General features: G+C 37.6%; 14 protein-coding genes. 8 read left to right on the top strand and 6 right to left on the bottom strand.

Going from position 1 to position 19,381, the window contains the following annotated elements; all coding sequences use genetic code 11:
* Positions 1 to 343 precede the first annotated feature (343 nt).
* A complete protein-coding gene (locus tag H6G76_RS07450) occupies positions 344 to 1,015 on the top strand; it encodes a glutathione S-transferase family protein (protein WP_190697745.1) in 672 nt (223 codons plus the stop codon).
* Between the two features lie 184 nt (positions 1,016 to 1,199).
* Here H6G76_RS07450 and H6G76_RS07445 read toward each other — a convergent pair whose 3' ends face one another.
* From H6G76_RS07445 to H6G76_RS07430, 4 genes are all read right to left on the bottom strand, one after another.
* Positions 1,200 to 1,454, bottom strand: a complete 255-nt coding sequence (locus tag H6G76_RS07445) for a hypothetical protein (RefSeq protein WP_190697742.1) — start codon at positions 1,452 to 1,454, stop codon at positions 1,200 to 1,202.
* Positions 1,455 to 1,616: 162 nt separating this feature from the next.
* The gene (locus H6G76_RS07440; protein ID WP_313934753.1) at positions 1,617 to 4,232 is read right to left on the bottom strand and encodes an EAL domain-containing protein; all 2,616 of its coding nucleotides are present in this window, start codon (positions 4,230 to 4,232) and stop codon (positions 1,617 to 1,619) included.
* Between the two features lie 70 nt (positions 4,233 to 4,302).
* Complete coding sequence (locus tag H6G76_RS07435) at positions 4,303 to 5,034, bottom strand: DUF928 domain-containing protein (RefSeq protein WP_242056335.1); 732 nt, start codon at positions 5,032 to 5,034, stop codon at positions 4,303 to 4,305.
* A 319-nt stretch (positions 5,035 to 5,353) separates the two neighbouring features.
* Positions 5,354 to 6,931: an NF038122 family metalloprotease gene (locus tag H6G76_RS07430; protein ID WP_190697740.1), complete on the bottom strand. Its 1,578-nt coding sequence runs from the start codon at positions 6,929 to 6,931 to the stop codon at positions 5,354 to 5,356.
* A gap of 953 nt (positions 6,932 to 7,884) precedes the next feature.
* Here H6G76_RS07430 and H6G76_RS07425 point away from each other — a divergent pair.
* On the top strand, positions 7,885 to 10,728 hold the full coding sequence (locus tag H6G76_RS07425; protein WP_190697738.1) for a filamentous hemagglutinin N-terminal domain-containing protein: 2,844 nt from the start codon (positions 7,885 to 7,887) through the stop codon (positions 10,726 to 10,728).
* Between the two features lie 28 nt (positions 10,729 to 10,756).
* The gene (locus tag H6G76_RS07420; RefSeq protein WP_242056334.1) at positions 10,757 to 13,351 is read left to right on the top strand and encodes a CHAT domain-containing protein; all 2,595 of its coding nucleotides are present in this window, start codon (positions 10,757 to 10,759) and stop codon (positions 13,349 to 13,351) included.
* 107 nt (positions 13,352 to 13,458) lie between these two features.
* Here H6G76_RS07420 and H6G76_RS07415 read toward each other — a convergent pair whose 3' ends face one another.
* Together H6G76_RS07415 and hcp are read right to left on the bottom strand one after the other, a co-directional pair.
* Entirely contained in the window at positions 13,459 to 14,580 is a 1,122-nt protein-coding gene (locus H6G76_RS07415) for an L-histidine N(alpha)-methyltransferase (RefSeq protein WP_313934752.1), read from the bottom strand.
* 51 nt (positions 14,581 to 14,631) lie between these two features.
* Positions 14,632 to 16,290 carry a hydroxylamine reductase gene (gene hcp, locus H6G76_RS07410; RefSeq protein WP_190697734.1) on the bottom strand — a complete coding sequence of 553 codons (1,659 nt, stop codon included), beginning with the start codon at positions 16,288 to 16,290 and terminating at the stop codon, positions 14,632 to 14,634.
* Positions 16,291 to 16,535: 245 nt separating this feature from the next.
* Here hcp and H6G76_RS07405 point away from each other — a divergent pair, with 245 nt between their 5' ends.
* The 5 genes from H6G76_RS07405 (at position 16,536) to H6G76_RS36895 (ending at position 19,120) form a co-directional block, all read left to right on the top strand.
* Positions 16,536 to 17,231 (top strand): Crp/Fnr family transcriptional regulator, encoded by a 696-nt coding sequence (locus tag H6G76_RS07405; protein ID WP_190697731.1) that lies wholly within the window; start codon positions 16,536 to 16,538, stop codon positions 17,229 to 17,231.
* A 113-nt stretch (positions 17,232 to 17,344) separates the two neighbouring features.
* Entirely contained in the window at positions 17,345 to 17,566 is a 222-nt protein-coding gene (locus H6G76_RS07400) for an addiction module protein (RefSeq protein WP_190697728.1), read from the top strand.
* Positions 17,567 to 17,901: 335 nt separating this feature from the next.
* Positions 17,902 to 18,582, top strand: coding sequence for a cold shock and DUF1294 domain-containing protein (locus tag H6G76_RS07395; RefSeq protein WP_190697726.1), 681 nt, complete (start codon positions 17,902 to 17,904; stop codon positions 18,580 to 18,582).
* A gap of 164 nt (positions 18,583 to 18,746) precedes the next feature.
* Entirely contained in the window at positions 18,747 to 18,974 is a 228-nt protein-coding gene (locus H6G76_RS07390) for an addiction module protein (protein WP_190697723.1), read from the top strand.
* A complete protein-coding gene (locus tag H6G76_RS36895; RefSeq protein WP_242056333.1) occupies positions 18,974 to 19,120 on the top strand; it encodes a hypothetical protein in 147 nt (48 codons plus the stop codon). Before H6G76_RS07390 ends, H6G76_RS36895 begins: the two co-directional genes overlap by 1 nt.
* Positions 19,121 to 19,381 lie beyond the last annotated feature (261 nt).

Raw genomic sequence — 19,381 nt, 5'->3', positions numbered from 1 at the left:
TAAGACAAGCATAACAATCCTATTTGATTTACAAACTGCTCATGGGGGCAGGCAATAGGGAAGAGGCAATAGGCAATAGATTTGTTTGCAACTGATTTAGGATTGCTATATTTAGCAAAACTAATAATTAGGTATACATATTACCAGAAAGGCTGTATGATGATTTAAACTACAATAAATCGACCGACAAAGTGTAATATATCATCTAAAAGATGTAAATACCTGTTAGTCAAATTATTTAACTGCTCTAATCAACACATCTAGTTTCTGTGCTGATTGCTTTAGTTTGAGATATGCAATCTTACATAGTCTGTATTCACGATAATTACAAGGAAAGGATTTTATGAGCAACATACAACTGTACTATGCTAAAGCCTCTACCTTCGCGCAACGTACTCGTGTGGTTTTACTAGAGAAAGGTATTGACTTTACTCCAATAGAAATTGACTTACAGAACAAACCCGATGGGTACACGCAGATTTCGCGTTATGGCAAAGTTCCGGCTATCAAACATGGAGATGTGATTATTTATGAATCTGCCATTATTAATGAATATCTAGATGAAGTGTTCCCTGAACCCCCGTTATTACCTCAAGATCCTGCCGAAAAGGCGATCGCTCGCATTTGGATAGATTACGCCAACACTCGCTTTGTCCCAGCTTTTAACAAATTTCTCCGGGGTAAAGATAGCCAAGAACAGGAACAAGGAAGAACAGAGTTCACAGAAGCACTTCTATATATTGAACAAGAAGCATTCGGCAAAGGTGATTATTTATTAGGAAATCAATTTAGCCTCGTTGATATTAGTTTCTATCCTTGGTTTGAACGTTTACCGCTATTAGAACATTTTCGTAAATTCACACTACCAGCCCAAACGCCTCGTTTGCAGACATGGTGGAAGTTGGTGAGCGATCGCTCTTCAATTCAGACAGTAGCAAATCCTGTGGACTTCTATTTACAAAGATTCGCCAAAGTTCTTGGGGAAACGATTCCCGTTGGTGTAGGACAAAAATAGAATGTATCACCTATGAGCTTAAATCATCAAGTTTTAGATAGATAGCCTAAGTGACCGCATGGTACCAATGTACTGTCAATAGTTCAAATTGTCCAAAGCAAAACACGTAAAATGCTTCTGGTAAGCAATTAGCCAGAAGCATTTTATTTATGAAAGACAGTCAATAATCGCCAATGAACTTGAACTATTTATTGAAGTCCACATCACTTTTATAAGTCTTGGCTCTAGGCTTGCCCTTCTTAGCAGGTACAGGTGCAGAAGATTTCTTGGGCGGCCCAGGAGGGCGGCAGGTTTCACAATATAGAGGGCGTGGGCCAAAAGTCTCTCGGCTTGTCGTTTGTTCGCATTGCTTACAGACAAAGTTAAAGATGCGCGTATGGATCAGCCGTTTGTGCGCTCGAACAGTGTACTCTTTGACTTGAACTTCTTTGCTGGGCATCAGATACCTAAATTTCTCTATTTAAATAATAAGTATAGAATTGGCTTTCCTATTATGTCCAAACCTTTGTTGAAGCAGACATAGACCATCAATTATCACCAGAAAAATTGTGTGATTAGTTACAATTTGCAGCCGGTTTAAAATGTTATATAATTTTTTACCTTATTTGTAAATATATCTATTTAACAAAGCCGTTGCAGATTCACTGTCAAGAGGCTTAGAAAAAAGATAACCTTGTCCATACTCACAACCAAGAGATTCTAATTTTGTTTGCTGTGCTTTCGTTTCTATACCTTCGGCAATAACATCCATACCTAGAGAGTGACTCAGCATAATTATTGTGTTAACAATAGATGCATCTTCATCTGTATCACCCATACGGCTAACAAAGGAACGGTCTACCTTTAAGGTGTTAACAGGAAAACGGTGTAAATAGCTTAAGGAAGAATATCCAGTACCAAAATCATCAATGCTAAGTTTAATATTCAAACTTCTCAGTTTTAATAATATAGAGATTGCACTTTCTACATCTTTCATCGCTACAGTTTCAGTAACTTCTAACTTTAAACTATGTGCATCTAAACCCGTTGTCTCAAGAATCTCCTCTATGTATTCAACTAAATCAGGTTGAGTCAATTGTTTCCCAGAAAGATTGATACTCATCATTAAAGGTGGCTCACTCGGATATTGAGCTTGCCAAACAGATAACTGATGGCAGGCTTCTTGTAAAATCCACTTTCCTAAAGGAATAATTAGGCCTGTGTCTTCTGCAACAGGAATAAATTCGATTGGAGAAATCAATCCGTGCTGCGGATGTTGCCATCGAACAAGTGCTTCAAAACCAATAATTTTATCAGTTTCTATTGAGACAATAGGTTGATAATTAAGACAAAATTCTTGATTATTAAGGGCGTGATGCATATCTGTTTCTAAGTGAAAAAGCTGAAGAATTTGAGTATGCATCCCTGTTGCAAAGATTTCGTGACGGGCTTTACCCAAGTCTTTAGCTCTATACATAGCAGTGTGTGCATCTCTCAGCAAATCACCTGGGAGATGGTGGAGTTGGGTTTGATTAAAAGCAATACCAGTACTAATAGTAGTAAATATGTCTTGACTATGATATTTAAAAGGTATGCTCATTTGCTGCTGGAGTTGATCAGCGAAGTTAGTTGCTTCACTACTATCAGTAATATTGGGCAGTAAAATTGCAAATTCATCTCCTCCAACCCTGGCAACAATACCATTACGCCCCATAAAAGTTTTTAATCGTTGGGCAAAGTTGATTAATAATTTATCGCCTACATGATGACCAATACTTTCATTCACAAGCTTGAAACGGTCAATATCTAAAAACAAGATAGCAAAGCGATTTTGTGGATGAATTTTTGTTTGGTTGATTGCTTGTTGCAAATACTTCAAGAACAAAAGTTGATTTGGTAGTTTAGTCAAGCTATCATGCAAGGCACTGTACCATAGCTTATAACTAATAACACTTACCATTGTTAAGATCAATGCCAATGTAGCAGGTAATAAAGGTATCCAACCTGCTTGGGCAAATACAGACAAACAAATAGTAAATAAAGCCCCCAAAGACACTAATCCAGCGATTCCTAGAGGCAGTGGATGTTTCAGTCGCCATGCTAAAATACCTCCAACCACAGCCCAAAGCCAAAACCACAAAGCTTCTGCCCATTCTGGCCAAAACCAAAATAATGGTTTATTTTCTAGAGTCGTACTCAAAATTTGACTGACTAGTTGAGCATGAAGCATCACACCTGGCATACCAGGGTTGGATAAGTTACCTGCACTATAAGGAGTAAAAAATAAATCTTTTAAGCTAGGGGCTGTTGTGCCAATTAGCACTACTTTATTTTTAACCCAGTTGGGATCAAACTTACCCTCCAACACATCAGTAAATGTGATTTGTTGTGCTACTTTTTGGGGTGAACGATAAGAAATCAATACTTGATAACCAGCATCATCTAGGTTTTGATAACCGCCCGTATGAGAATACAAGGCAGGAAATATAGTATCACCTAAATGCAACGCATCTGGTGTAACTTTAAATGCAAGATTATGCTCTGCTAAGTACTTTAAACTTAATTGTAGAGAAAAAGAATAATACTGTTCTTTACCTTGGTAGGCATAGATTAAATTACGACGGACAACCCCATCAGTATCAACGATAAAATCATTAAAACCAATTTGTTCTGCGGAAATACCAGCCATAGGCGCAACACCTTCAGCGTTTATATCATCTAATTTAGTGATAGTAATGACATTAGGCTTTTGCAGTTCCTTCAATAAAGCTTCTCTACCCGGTGGTTTAGGAAGATTACGATATAAATCTACACCTATAGCTTTTGGTTGCGCCTTCTGTAGCTTTTGTAGTGCTTGAGAAAGAGATAGATCCGAAATTGGCCATTGTTTTTGTTGTTTGAGATCAGCCTCCGTGATTTTTACTATCAGCAGTCGTGAGTCAGCACCAGCATCCCCTTGAAGACGTACCATTTGGTCAAAAGTAACCAATTCCAAAAACTCTAAAAATCCTAATTGTCTAATGCTTAATACCAATCCTGTTGTGATGATACTGATAGCAATCACAGAAGTTTTCAAGCTCAGTGTGGGTAACAGTTGCTTGAAGTAAGTGGCTACAAATGCCAGGGAATGATTTTTTTTGAATAACTTAGGAATTACCAAGGCTATTAAAAAGGTAAATTTCTGCAAGTCTGACATTTTTCTAGAAGCGAGAATATCATGTTTGGATAATTGATTCACGCTCTAATTTAGCAGTGTAACAGCTTAAAAAACTGGCTAATTTTCTTTTATAATAACTACCTTGATTAGTTTATTTCAACTTTGATAATTGTTTGGGCTGGCTTTCGATATTTAAAAGAGGTTCTTTAGCGATCGCATCCAGTTTAACCGAACTCAATAGCTGTGACCAAGTTGCCCACAACTGAGAATTATTTGGTTGTTTATCTCTAAGTTGTGCTAGAGTGGCGATCGCATCCTGCCAAAGACCTTGATTTACATAAAAATTTACTTGGTCTATAGGTTTAGCACGCTTTAATATTTGAGCAGTTCTTGCGTCTAATGTGACTCGTTTAATCCAACCATCTACTGCAATATCATGTTCTCGTCTTTGGGGATTACAAATAATAGAAACGAACCAATGATAATTTTTACCGACACTTAGCGCAGGTGTAGATGCCAAATCAGACAAGTTAATATTTATAATTCCCTTATTACCAGTAGTCGTAAAATTTTTTTCATAAATCACATTACCGTTTTCATCTTGTAAAACAAATTCAATTAACTTTGATGTAGAAGTTGAGGGCAAATAAAAGAATAGCTTTGGACGGGCTGTTTGTGTTAGCCCTAAGTTATTTTCGGGGATTAAAGCAGTTAATTGCCCACTATTCAATGAACATCCTCCACGCGTTCCCCCTCCTATCCTTCGTCCTGGTAAACCTTCTCTACCCTTTGGTGTAGATTCTGCTAACACCTGATGTGGTAAAGCACAGGAAAAAGCTAGTAAGGATGATAAAAATATAGGAGAAAAAATCTTGATATTCATTGTTTTTTTTAGCAAATAAAGTAAAAAATACTGATGCTTACTCATACTTGCTTAATTAATATCTCATTTTATTGAGAATAGCAAATTAAAAGCAAATTTTTATAAAAAAACACCAGCAATATTTAAAATATATCTTAAATAAAATATATATTTTGTAATTAGTGGTTTCATAACACTATTAAGTTTGCAAATTAATCAGTAAAGATAACAAAGTAAACGCTTAAGCAAGATTTGATTAACAACCATACTCAAAGCTTAGATTAGTCTCCTTTTAAAGACTTAAATTATAGATTAATTTAGTATTTTTGCTGATCTGGGTTTATTTTCGATGACGCTTAAATAGCCTACCAATTCCCCATAAACCAATAAGGCTCAGAGCCGCGATCGCATTTGGTTCTGGAACAGAGGTTTGTTGTTCATGATCATGATCATGATCTACATCAAAAAGTTGATCTAAACTGGCATTTTCTACACTTGGGTCTTCAATGTGTTGAGTTTCGGTGTATTGACTGGCTTCCATATACTTGTCATCCATGTTTTGCCAGTAGCGAATTCCCGTAGCTTTGCTAGTGCTAGTACTCCGAGTAATAGCGTTGTCAAACAAAGAAGAGGTAATATCGACCTTTATGTTTTTATGAAGCTTCAAGCCTGTTTGATCTACAAATTTTGAATTTAGATCCCAACCGATAACATCCAGCAATTGTAAATCAAGATTGGAAATACTTAATACATTACCTTTTTTCAATGTGGGGTTCATGACTCCCAACATCGAACTTACATTATTTGCTGCTTGCCAATGACTACCTTGATAATTATTACCATCAAAATTAGCAAGGTCAGTTGCTCCACCATCAATAGAAAAGTATTTGTTTCCGCCCTTTGACCAATCAAACACTTTATTTTGCTTACTGTCGTCAGAATAGCGAAACAGATCTAGTGGGCTGACATAAGTCAAGTCCTTATCTGTGATTGGATTGCTACCACTATTGGCTGCTACAGAGGTTAGGATATCAAAAGCATCAACTCCACTTACAAACCCCAACGCATGACCAATTTCATGTGCAGCAGCACTTACAAAGTCATACTTATTTGCATCAACTTTTTTTAGCTCAGGATTGTAGACCCTAGAAAAATCCCAAATCGAGTCTTTGATGAAATCGCCTGTATTAGTCAGCATAGAATTGCTGATCATAATCTGGGCATCAAAACCCTTATTATTACCTGGAATTAGATTGAAGGCTTTAGCATTAGCACTAGTCAGCCAAATTTTCTGATTGTTATCATTGCCATTATTATCAACTACTGCGTTGCTACCTATATATTTGAGGTTTTGAGCATTATCAAAAGTGAGGCGACTGGAAGTGTTGACCAGCATACTAAATTGCGAACTAGCCAACTGAACAGAGTTTCTGTTCAGCTTCTTAATATCATTGAGATTTACTTGAGAGAGAGTTTTTCCTTGTAAAATACTTCCAATAATAGATTTGTTGTTGCTACCAATTTGTAGGTTTTGAAAGGCCAGCAAATCACTTGCTGAAGTAATATCTTGAAAAGCTTGAGTTAGATAATCTTGGTAACTTAAGCGCACCATTCTTGGGCGAGTTCCGCTTAAAGCATTGGCATTAGATAGCTGGCCATAATTAATGGATATATTGACGGTAGTCTGAGTATTGCAACGACAGGTAGGGTTTACATAGGTATCTTTGAGTTGGGACGACCAAAAATTGCCTGCTTGTTTAAAGCCGTCGATTACTTCCTGGCGAGTATCTGGAGCATAGGTAAAGTTAAATTGTAATGCCTGGGCAGGAGCATTAGCACTAGCTAACACTGCGAATGCTAAGTTAAATGTCGTAACTAATTTGAGAGCATTTTTCTTACAAATAATTATTTCTGGCATTATTTTGAATAATTTTGCACAAATCATTATAGGGAAAACATATAAAATAAAACTTTATTAGGTTTTATTACTGAGGTTTGAGTAAACACTCGTAATCTTAATTGTCTAAACAAAATAAGAAAAAACAAAGCGTATTTTCTCAGAAAAATTTACCGATTTAGGTTTATTAGTTGCTGATAAATTTAAATTGATAATAGTAAATATACTTTAAGTAATAGTAAGGGTTAATACTTAATTATTTTTATGCGATCGAATTAAATACCTTTTAATGCCTAGTGTAACAATGTAATAAAATGTATAAACAAATACTAAGCAAATAAAATTTAATTTAATATTAATTGATGATCGTCAGTAGATACAAGTAATAAAAAGAAATAACGACTTGTTGCGTACTTAATAATTTTTACTTAAGTACTATTGAAGATAGAGTGTATTAGGGAAAAGTTTAAAGATATAAGTGAATTAAAAGGCTGTCTCTTTGCCCTTTAACATAAAAGTATTGGTTATATATAGCCAACTCAAATAAGTAGTGAAAAATATAGATAAGGGAACGTAGACGCGTAAGCGGCTTGCCGCAGGCTACCGCCAAGGATGCAAAGGTAAGAAAGAAGAAAGAAATATATATAAATTTCACAAATGATTTAGGACTGCTATACTTCTTTGCTTAACTTTTAATTTGTACTAATCTATATACTGCTTTACAAAAGCTTCGATAAAATGTTTTGATATAATTGCAAATCTACGTATGAATACAGAAGTAATTCTCATAAAGCCTTGCTAGACAGATTATAATGCAATAACTTTCAGTTAAGAGGGAAGGGTTATCAGGAAAGGAATGAGTATGTATGAGTCTTGTTTCCTTTACCCTTTAACTTGTTCTGAGACGATAACTCCAGATGAGAGTGCTTATTTGAAAATTGGGATCGTAATGTCCTTATTTATAGGAGGTTTTGGTGGTTGATTCCAACTCAGAAATCAAAAAAAGAAAACGATATGTTTCCCAAGTTCGCACAATCAGTGGGATTTTTCTTTGCTGCTTGATCAGCAATTATCCAGCGATCGCTCAAATTTCTCCAGATAACACCCTTGCTACCCCAACTCAAGTTTTACCTGGCACACAACCGGGCTTAGATTTTCAAATCCAGGGAGGTACACAAGTTGGGAATAACCTTTTTCATAGCTTTCAACAGTTTTCTGTTCCTACAGGAGGCTCTGCCAATTTTAATAACCTCACAAGTATTCAAAACATTATTAGTCGTGTAACTGGTGGTTTGGCTTCCAGCATTGATGGCTTAATTAAAACTAATGGAAATGCAAATTTATTTCTCATTAATCCTAATGGAATAGTCTTTGGGCCAAATGCCTCATTAAATGTAGGTGGTTCTTTTATTGCAACTACAGCTAATAGCTTAAAACTTTCCAACGGAGATGAATTCAGCACCACTAATCCCAAAACGCCTTTACTTACTATTAGTGTGCCTATTGGCCTGCAATTTAACAATATTCCTACATCTATCATCAATCGATCACAATACACTGGCGGTGAAAACCCTTTAAATGCCCAGAACAAACCCGTGGGACTCCAAGGTTCATCGAATACAACTTTGGCACTGCTGGGTGGTGGAGTGGTTGGAGATTCTGGTAATATAACAGTCCCTGGTGGTCAGATTGTATTGGGTAGTGTAGGAGAAAACACTTTTGTCAGCCTCACCCCCACCTCCCAAGGATTTGCTTTTAGTTATGCAGGTGTTAATAATTTTCGAGATGTGCAACTCAACGGATCTTCAATAGATGTGACTGGTTCCACTGAAGGTAAAATTCAGATTCAAGGTCAAAAAGTCAAAATTCAAGATAGCACAGTAGCAGCAGAGACAAGGGATGCAAGCAAGGGTGGAGACTTATTTATTACAGCTGACGATTTACAAGTTACTGATTTGAGCCTTGTAGGTACTGAAAGCAAAGGTTTAGGTCAGGGCGGTGATATCACAATTAATACTAATACCTTAACAGTTAGTAATGGCGCACAAGTAGTAGCTAATGCTAGTGCTGGAGGTGCAGGAGGAAATATAACAATCAAAGCTAGAGACTCTATCGATTTAGCAGGAGAGGGAGAATTTTCTGGTGATGTTTACACCAGCCGTCTAAGTGTAGAAACTAGTGGCTCTGGAAAAGCAGGCGTAGTCGATATTGCAACAGCTAATTTGACTATTAGAGATGGAGCTAGAATATTAGCTTCTACATCTGCTAATGGAACAGCAGGTAATGTAATTATTAACGCTACAACAGCAGACTTGAAGGGTATGTCTGTTAATCAAAATAGTGGTATATTTAGCCAAGTTGAAAAGGATGCAACTGGTCAAGGTGGCAACATTTCTTTTTATGGCGAAAAATTAAATATTCAAGATGGAGCGCAGATATCAACAAGTACACTTGGTTCTGGTAATGCTGGCAGTATTTTTGTGGAAGCTGGTAACTGGGTTCATATAATAGGTCAAGAATCTAGCCTGTCTGGCAGTGGTTTGTTTGCTCAAGTCAACGAGAATAATGCCACAGGTAACGGAGGTAATGTCTTTATCAAGACTAATAACCTGATGCTTCAGGGTGCAACAGCATTCATATCTGCATCTACAAGTGGTGTTGGCGCAGGAGGTAACGTTGATATTAAAACACAAGATTTAGTTGTACAAGACGGTGGGCAAATCCAAGCAGCAACTATTGGTTTAGCACCTGGTGGTAAGTTGAATGTAACAGCCAATACAATTCAACTTAAAGGGACTGCTATTGATCAGTCTCCTGGTGGTTTATTTACCTCAACCAAGGGTGATGCTCTGGCAGGTAATTTAACTATTAAAACTAGTAATTTATTCATTCTAGATGGTGCTAGAGTATCCGCGTCTAGCTCTGGTGCTGGCCAAGGTGGCAATATCAGTATTGATAGTGATAATCAGGTAGAGTTAATTGGCACTTCTGCGGATGGAACAACACATAGCGGATTATTTGTGCAAGCAACTGGCAATGGTAAAGCAGGTAATATTCAATTACAAAGCCGTTCTTTATTGCTAGATCAAAACGCAGAAATATCAGCTGAAACTGCGTCTGATGATGGGGGTGACATCTCATTAAAGGTAGCTGATATTTTAAATATGCGTCGTAATAGCTTAATTTCTGCTAGTGCTGGAGCTACTAGTGGGCAAGGAAATGGAGGCAATATCAATATTAATACAAAATTTTTATTGGCAGGAACTTCAGAAAATAGTGACATTACTGCTAACGCTTTTAAGGGACGAGGAGGCAAGATCCGAATTACTGCTCAAGGCATATTTGGTATTGAATTTCGTAACCAATTGACACCGTTAAGTGATATTACTGTTAGTTCTACTTACGGTACCAATGGGATTGTGCAATTTTACAATGTTGATGATCAGCCAATTCAAGGATTCACTAATCTTCCTACAACAGTCATAGATGTATCAAATGCAATAGCTCAAGGTTGCAAAGCTAATAGAAATCAAGCTGCTAATAGATTTATAGTTGTCGGTCGCGGAGGTTTACCAGCATCTCCTGAAAGCATTCTTGGTGGTGATTTTATTTTAGAAGATTTAAGAACTATTCCCCTACCAAGGAAAACAAAGATTGGCAGTAATGTTTCTCCAACTATAACTAATTCAGCCTCTAGCACCTTTGTAGAAGCCCAAAAAATATTAGCTAATCCCCAAGGTGGAATATTCTTGACGACACAGACTCCTACAAATACTAACCCTAATTTCTGGCTATCTTCAGATTGTTATGTACCCTAAAAAATATTTTAGATATTGCTGTGATTTTTTGAAAAAAAAATGGCAAAATAATCGAAACTTTCTTAAATTTATTTTTGGGATTTTATTAGGAGCTAGTTCAATACTTTTGTTGGCAGAGACAGGCATAGTTTCAAATTATAGCCAAGCTGCTCCACCATTATCTATTGTTCAGACTATTGCTGATACAGCCAAACAAGAAGAGCAAGGAAGACAATACTACCAAGCAGAGCAATTTTTGCAAGCAATCCAAGTTTGGCAACCAATTCTTAATATTTATAAGTCTCAGTCAGATAAGCTTAACTCTGCCAGAGTTTTAAATAATCTTTCGTTAGCTTATCAACAACTGGGACAATGGTCACAAGCGGCCCAAGCGATTAACGAAAGTTTGCAATTATTACAAGTAAAGCAGGGTGATAACTCCCTAGAACAATTACAAGTTTTAGCTCAAACTTTGAATACTCAAGGAAGTTTACAATTAGCCCTAGGAGATAGTCAAACCGCACTAATAACCTGGCAACAAGCACACCAAACCTATCTTCAAGCCAAAGATGAGACTGGAGCTATTCGCACTCTACTCAACCAATCCCAGGCTTTGAGAGCTTTAGGATTGTATCGCAAAGCGTTAGAGAGCTTAACCCAGATTAGACAAATCTTAGAAAAACAACCTGATTCTTTAATTAAAGCTGCTGGATTACGTAGCTTGGGTACTAGTTTAAGCTTAGTTGGGCGTTTCCAGTTAGCTGAAAAGGTTTTGCAACAAAGTTTAGCGATCGCGCAAAATTTCCAATCTCAGCCAGAGATTAGCGCGGCTTTAATTGAGTTGGGTAATGTTGCTCGTGCTAATCAAAATCCTCAATTAGCCTTAAATTTATACCAACAAGCTACAGCGATTTCCTCCACAAAGCTTTTAAAAATTCGCCCCCAACTCAATCAACTTAGTGTCGCTATAGATACACAACAATGGAGTTTAGCCCAGTCTTTATGGCAGAAAATTCCAGGGGAAATAACTGATTTACCTGTAACCCGTGCAAGTATATATGCTCAATTAAATTTTGCTCAAAGTTTAATACGTCTCTACCAAGCAAATATTTCAGATTCTCCTACCTTAAAAACTATTGCTCAGTTCGTTGGTAATACTGTTATGCAAGCTCAAAAATTAGGAGATAAACAAGCCCAAAGTTACGCGCTGGGAAAACTCGGCACATTGTATGAAAAAACACAGCAATGGTCTTTAGCTCAAGAGATGACGCTGCAAGCTTTGACCTTAGCTGAAACTATCAATGCACCCGAAATAGCTTATCGTTGGCAATGGCAATTAGGTAGAATTTTAACAAAGCAAGGAGATATTCAAGGTGCGTTCGCTGCTTATACTCAAGCTGTTAATCATCTTCAATCCTTGCGAAGCGATCTCATAGCAGTTGCTCCAGATATTCAATTTTCTTTTCAAGAAAGTGTGGAACCTGTCTATCGAGAACTAGTTAGCTTGCTTTTAAAACCAGGTACACAGCCAAACCAAAAATCTCTCCAGCAAGCACGTCAACTCATAGAGTCTTTGCAATTAGCTGAGTTAGAAGATTTTTTTCGAGAAGCTTGTGTCGATCATAAACCAGCAGAAATTGATCGTATTGATACTCAAGCAGCAATTTTTTATCCTATTATTTTGGCAGATCGCTTAGAAATTATCTATAGCCTGCCCCACCAACCATTACAGCATTACACTAGTCATATTACACAAAACCAGTTAGAAAACCTTGTCGAAGACTTGCGTCAAAATTTAGTCATTCGCACTAAAAATTCCTTTATGCCTTTGTCTCAACAAATATATAGCCACTTGCTTCGTCCATCAGAAGATGAGCTTACTAAAAGTGGTGTAAAAACATTAGTGTTTGTGCTGGACGGAGTTTTGCGAAATATTCCAATGGCGGCTTTACATGACGGTAATCAATTTTTACTCCAAAAGTACAATATTGCCCTATTTCCTGGTCTACAAATGCAACCTCATCAGCAGTTAGCAACTAAAAATATTAGAGTGCTTGGTGCTGGTTTAACTCAAGCAAGACAAGGTTTTTCACCCCTTGAGTATGTAGAACTAGAATTAAAGAAAATTAATGCTGAAGTCAAGAGCGTAGTACTTTTAGATCAAGAATTTACACAAGAGAATTTACAAAAACAAATTAAATCTAATTTTTTCCCCATAATACATATTGCTACTCACGGTCAATTTAGCTCAAAAGCAATTGAAACCTTTATTTTGACTTGGAATGACCGACTCAGAATTAATGATTTAGATAATCTTTTACAAATTCCCCAACAGAGAAAGCAACAGACAATAGACCTTTTAGTTCTCAGTGCTTGTGAAACCGCTACAGGAGATAAGCGGGCTGCATTAGGATTAGCAGGACTAGCCATTAGAGCAGGAGCTAGTAGTACATTAGCAACTTTATGGTCTGTTAATGATGAAGCCACATCCACTCTTATGGATCAATTTTACAAAGAATTGCAACAACCAAAAAAAATGAAAGCAGAAGCTTTGCGGAATGCACAGTTAGCTCTTTTAAAAGATCCACTATATAATCATCCAGTTTACTGGTCTCCTTATGTATTAGTTGGAAACTGGCAATGAAGGATGCCTGATATCCTTTCCGGTTAAAGACTTATTATTAAGGCCGCCGGGAAGTATGGAGGCAGGGGAGAGGGTTTTGTCATCACCATACCAATTTTTTTCAAAAATCAAATACTAGTCCTATCATCATTAGCAACTTTACAAATTGCCATAATATGTGATGAATACTTATTAGTAGTGTAGTGAACAAGTTGCATTCCAGCGTGTTCTATTTCTTGGAGAAGTTCAGGCATTTCATATTTATGATGTCTCCAAATAGTAATTTCTTTACCTGCGGGGATTTCAATCTGCTTATTTATTCCCTGAAAACTGAAATTTATGGTGTAATCGTGCCGAAATTTGATATTAGCAACTACACTGTCTGTTTCTAAGTCATACTTTCTTACAAGTTGACAATCTTGAGATTTAATCCCAACTTTATTTTTTATTGCTTGGTATATTTCTTCTGCATGATACTTACAGCCACCTCTTGCGATGCCATCCCATTGAGAGTTAGAACCGATTTCGTTAGTAAATACTAAGAAATCGTTTTTACCCATACTCATTCTAAAGTTTTTGAGTACTTTATCTCTATTGTGATGATTGCCCATTGTCACACCCATATGCAATATTATTTTTGCGGTATCTTCTGGGTTAAGATTGTAATTTCCTGGACAAATCTCAGGAATAGAGCTATTTTCTATGTCAAGCTGTTGGTTGTTATACTCGATTTCTGGGAACCAACTTGTAAAGTTTTTTCTGGATACATCTAGCAAGCCTTCGCTAATATCTAAGGCAACATATTTATTAAGTTTATTTAATTGATGAAGTCTCGCAACAAATTCCTTAGCAGGATAAGAAGTGCCTGCACCTACATCTATAACATTGACCTTGCTAAAATTTTGGAGATTACTATTAATGTATTCAAAGTTATCCCTTAAAAGGTCAATTTCAACATTTGATTTGCGATACCATTTGGGCAGCAAAAATTTTTGATAAAAATTATGCCAAATTTTTGCACCTTGACCTTTATAAGAATACTTTAAAGGAATTTCCCACCTAGTTTCTAACGCATGAATGATTTCTAAAACTTCTTCTTGTGAAAAAACAGAGTAGAACTCAGAACTTGGCTGTGCTATGCGAGAGTTAGAATTTGAATTATCCGCAGGGAGTTGTGAATTGCTATGAAACTTTTTAGCCATTAGTCCTTGTTCTTGTTTGGGAGTAGAGAAAGCAAAAAGGTTGGTCACAATTATGACCAGCCTTGTATTTTCCCATGCTATTGTCTCGAAATAAGGAATTTAGCCAAGACAAGCTGCTAAATCTTGTTCTGGAGTGGTGATAAGTTTAAGATTGAAGTTTTCTGAGAGTAATTTGACAACATTAGGAGTAAGGAAAGCTGGTAATGTTGGGCCAATGCGAACATTTTGGATACCGAGATAAAACAGTGTTAGCAAAACTGCGATCGCTTTTTGTTCATACCAAGACAACACCAACGATAATGGTAGTTGATTGATACTAACACCAAAGGCATCTGCTAAAGCCACAGCAATTTGAATCGCTGAATAAGTATCGTTACATTGTCCAACATCCAACAGGCGAGGAATACCGCCGATGTCACCGAGATTCTTGTCGAAGAAGCGGAACTTGCCACAACCCAAGGTTAACACTACGCAATCATCTGGCATCTGTTCTACTAACTCGGTGTAATAATTACGTCCGGGTTTAGCACCATCGCAACCACCAATTAAGAAAAAGTGCCGAATCTGGCCTTGCTTCACAGCGTCAACCACATGATCTGCCACACCCAACACTGCATTACGAGCGAAACCTGTAGTTACAGTACCGCGTTCGCCTCCGGCGGGGCGTAGCCCTTCGCATTCTTCAGTAAATCCAGGCAATTCCAATGCCTTCTGAATTGCAAGTGAAATATCACGAATGCTGATGTGTTGCAAACCAGGATAACCCACAGGCCCCAAAGTAAACACTTTGTCTTTGTAAGATTGATGGGGAGGCATGAGGCAATTTGTCGTCATGATAATTGCGCCAGGGAACTTTTCAAACTCATGGGTTTGGTTTTGCCATGCCGTACCGTAGTGTCCGTAAAGGTGAGGATAAGTTTGTTTTAGCAGAGGATAGCCATGTGCAGGCAGCAATTCCCCGTGAGTATACACCTTAATGCCTGTTCCTGCGGTTTGCTCTAGGATAGCTTTCAAGTGAAGCAAATCATGTCCTGACACCAAAATTGCTTTGCCAGATGTAGTACCAAGTTTGACAACGGTCGGTGTAGGATGTCCAAAAGTTGTAGTATTACCAGCATCAAGCAGTTCCATTGCTTTTAAGTTCATCTGCCCAACTTTCAACGCCAAACCAACCCAATCTTGCAGACTCTTATCTTGGGCATCTAACTCAGCTAGAACTTCATGGAAAAATACATATAAATTTTCATCGTGTTGATCCAGTTCAGACGCATGGAACGCATAAGCTGCAACGCCCTTAAGTCCATATAATACTGTCAGCTTAAGTGAGAAAATATCTACATTCTTAGCCGACTGACTAATAAACTCAAACTCTAAATCTTTGCCTTGCTGAATTCGTTGCTGCGGAGTGCTTGCAGGTTGAAAAAGGTTGATAGCAGACTCAACAACTGGATTACCTGTTGCTTGAATTTGTAACTTCAGACTTTCACGTAATGCGATCGCATGATTAACAAACCCAATAAAATCATCCTCCGAGAAATTCACGTTCGTCAGTGTGGAAAACACCATCTCACAGGTAAACTCATCTGTATCTCGTGTGGCAATTCCTAGAGATTTTGCTTGCAACGCCACCTGTGATAACCCGCGCAAACAATGCACCAATAAATCTTGTAACGCATCAACTTCAGGACTTTTACCGCAGGCTCCCCACTGATGACAGACATCGCCACGGGTTGTTTGTTCACACTGATTACAGAACATGATTCATCACTCCAATCTTGATACTTCCAGAGTATTCACCCCCTTTCGGCAAATCCTTGATCTAAGTCAAAAACCAAGGTAAACTTTCTTAACTTATAGCAGGGGACAGGTTACAGGTTTGATGATTTTTGTCCTAACCTTTGCTTCGACTGCTAAAAATTTGACCCTCGCTAAAATTAACTAAGTACCTCTGCGTTTACCTCAGCGCACCTCAGCGTTTAAAAACCTTACCAAATCAAAACCTCATGGCTGTAAGCGAACGAGTCTTAGAAGTTAAAAAGTTTTTGCAAAGCACATCGATTTTTCAAAATATGTTAGATGAGCAATTGCAAGCCCTAGCCAATATTGCCATTCCCCAAACTTATAAAAAAGGTGCAACCCTGTTTTGGGAAGGAGATGAAGGCACAGGATTATTTATTATTAAATCCGGCAGAATTAAAATTTTTAAAGTAGCCAACGGTGGCAAAGAACAAATTTTCCATATATTTGGGTCTGAAGATTATTTTGCCGAAGTTCCTACCTTTGATGGGGGAAATTTCCCCGCCTCAGCTGCGGCGTTAGAAAATTCCGAAGTGGTATTTATCCCCAGGACAGCATTTTTGCTAGTTTTGCAGGAACATCCAGCCCTCGCCCTTGCCATCTTAGGAACTTTTGCCCGACATCTGCGAAAATTAACCCATTTAGTTGATACTCTGTCGTTTAAAGAAGTCCCGGAAAGGTTAGCACACTACTTATTAAAATTAAGCGATCGCAGAGGCCATGCTGATGTCTTCGAGTTAGATTTACCTAAAGGACAACTCGCCGCATTACTAGGCACAATTCCCGAAACCCTCTCACGTACCTTTTATAAATTCAGTCAAGAAGGAATAATTGAGATGAATGGTACCACAGTTAAATTGTGCGATCGCGATCGGCTACGCAGTTTAGAAAAGAATAAATAAAATAATGTCTGTTTTTAAATGATGGCTTTTCTCTTCAAAGGTCAATGATTATCTTTCTACTTCCACTCTATTTGCTAAAATATTGCGTAGCGTTTCCCTTTGGTTTGATGAGCATGGATATTACAGTCACTTTAAATGAAATTAAAACGCTCAGTATTGAAGAACGCATTCGTCTTGTGCAAGCCATTTGGGATAGCATTGCAGCAGAACAGGCTTACCCCTATATTACAGAGACACAAAAACAAGAACTTGATCGTCGCATTAATGATTATGAAGCTAATCCAGATAATGTAATGACATGGGAAGAAATAAAAGCTTCGATTAAAAGAGAATAATGGACTATGTTTTAGTATTTCGTCCAGAAGTTCGTGATGAACTTGATGAGGCTTATAGTTGGTATGAAAAGTTGAAAATTAATTGATGCGGCGTTCGTCTGACGCTCGTAAACTCGCTAATGACGTTGGCGTAGCCATCGCTTTTAGTTAAAACTATCAAAATATACTACTTGCTGGTTGTGCTGTCTGGGATAGTAAAGAGAGATACACCGTTGTAGGCGATGTCAAGAGTATTTAACAATATAAGTGAACTGACTAACTAAATATTTATACACCTATCAATTCCATTTAAACAGGGGCAAACTATAAAGTAAGTATAGATATACAACTTATTCATGAAACCTATTCTGCACAAGGGGCAACTAACCAAGTGGAAAGATGATCGAGGTTTTGGTTTTATACAACCCAGTGGTAGCAACCAAGAAGTCTTTATTCACATCTCAGCATTTCAAAATCTTAACCGTCGTCCCGAAGTGGGTGATGTTATTTGTTATCAACTCGCACTTGAGAAAGATGGCAAGGTGCGCGCGTGTCATGCTTCTCTAGAAGAGAGTACATCAAAACTTATATCTAATCCCTCATCTTCTACAAAATCGATTAAGTATACATCCAAGCCTGGAGTTAAATATTCATCATCAGTATCACGGACATTACTTTTATCTGTAATACCTGTGTTGGGTGCAATTCATTTTGCCATAACTACTGGCAACCCACTTCCTTTAATAGTTTATCCAGTTATGAGTGTAATTACCTTTGCACTGTACGCTGACGATAAATCTCGTGCCAAACAAAAGCGATGGAGAGTTTCAGAAAGTAAATTACATTTATGTGAATTTATGGGTGGTTGGTTAGGTGGGTTTGTTGGTCAATGGAAATTACATCACAAAAGTAGCAAAGTCTCTTATCAATTCGTGTTTTGGATGATAGTAATTATTCATATTGGATTTTGGTTAGTTTGGCTATTTTTTAGTAAAGCGTTGATTAATATGTTTGTTGGTATAGCTTTTGGAAAGTAGCTCAATTTTAAAGGAGCGATCGCCTGTAGAGATTTTGTGCATTGGTAAATCCCACCGAAGAGATCGCTGTTATTTAACACTTGAGTCATGACAAACGGTTTATGTTACTGCCATGTTAGATTATGGTTAAAATGAAAGCAAGATTCAGATTTCTGTAACAAGCTATGCTGTCAATTGAGCAACTAACAGAAGAAATTTTATCTTTGCCTAGTGCATCAAGGGTATTTTTGGCAGAAAAGATTATAGAAAGTCTGGAGTTCGATACAGATCCCACTATCCAAGCTGCTTGGACTAGTGAAGCAAAGATGCGACGAGATGAGATTAGAAGTGGCTCTGTACAATCTATACCAGGAGATGAAGCTTTAGCTCAAGTAAGGCGGCTGCTTGAGTAATGAAATATGTATTTCACCCTGAAGCACTGACCGAATATGCAGAAGCCGTCCAGTATTACGCAGAACAGCATACTGAGGTAGCCCAAGCATTTATTAATGCTGTTGAGGATGCAGTTTATCAGATTAGAGAGTCTCCTTATCGTTAGAGCGTAGTTAATGAAGACGTTCGGCGATGTTTGGCACGTAAATTTCCGTATGGCATTCTTTACACAATTGAACAAGATTACATTCTGATTTTGGCAGTTATGCACTGTAGCCGAGAGTCAGGATATTGGAAAAGTCGCAGAGATTAGGTATTACTTTGTTATGGATATGGTCGCCTGTGGTGATTGTATGCGATCGCTTCTAATTATGGCTGTCAAATTCTATTAATAGCTCTTTGCGTTGGGGGAGCGATCTCGCTTATG

Source organism: Nostoc sp. FACHB-152 (assembly GCF_014697475.1).
Classification (GTDB): Bacteria; Cyanobacteriota; Cyanobacteriia; order Cyanobacteriales; family Nostocaceae; genus Nostoc_B.
The sequence above is the reverse complement of the archived record's forward strand: the minus strand, read 5'-3'. Positions and strand labels throughout refer to the sequence as shown.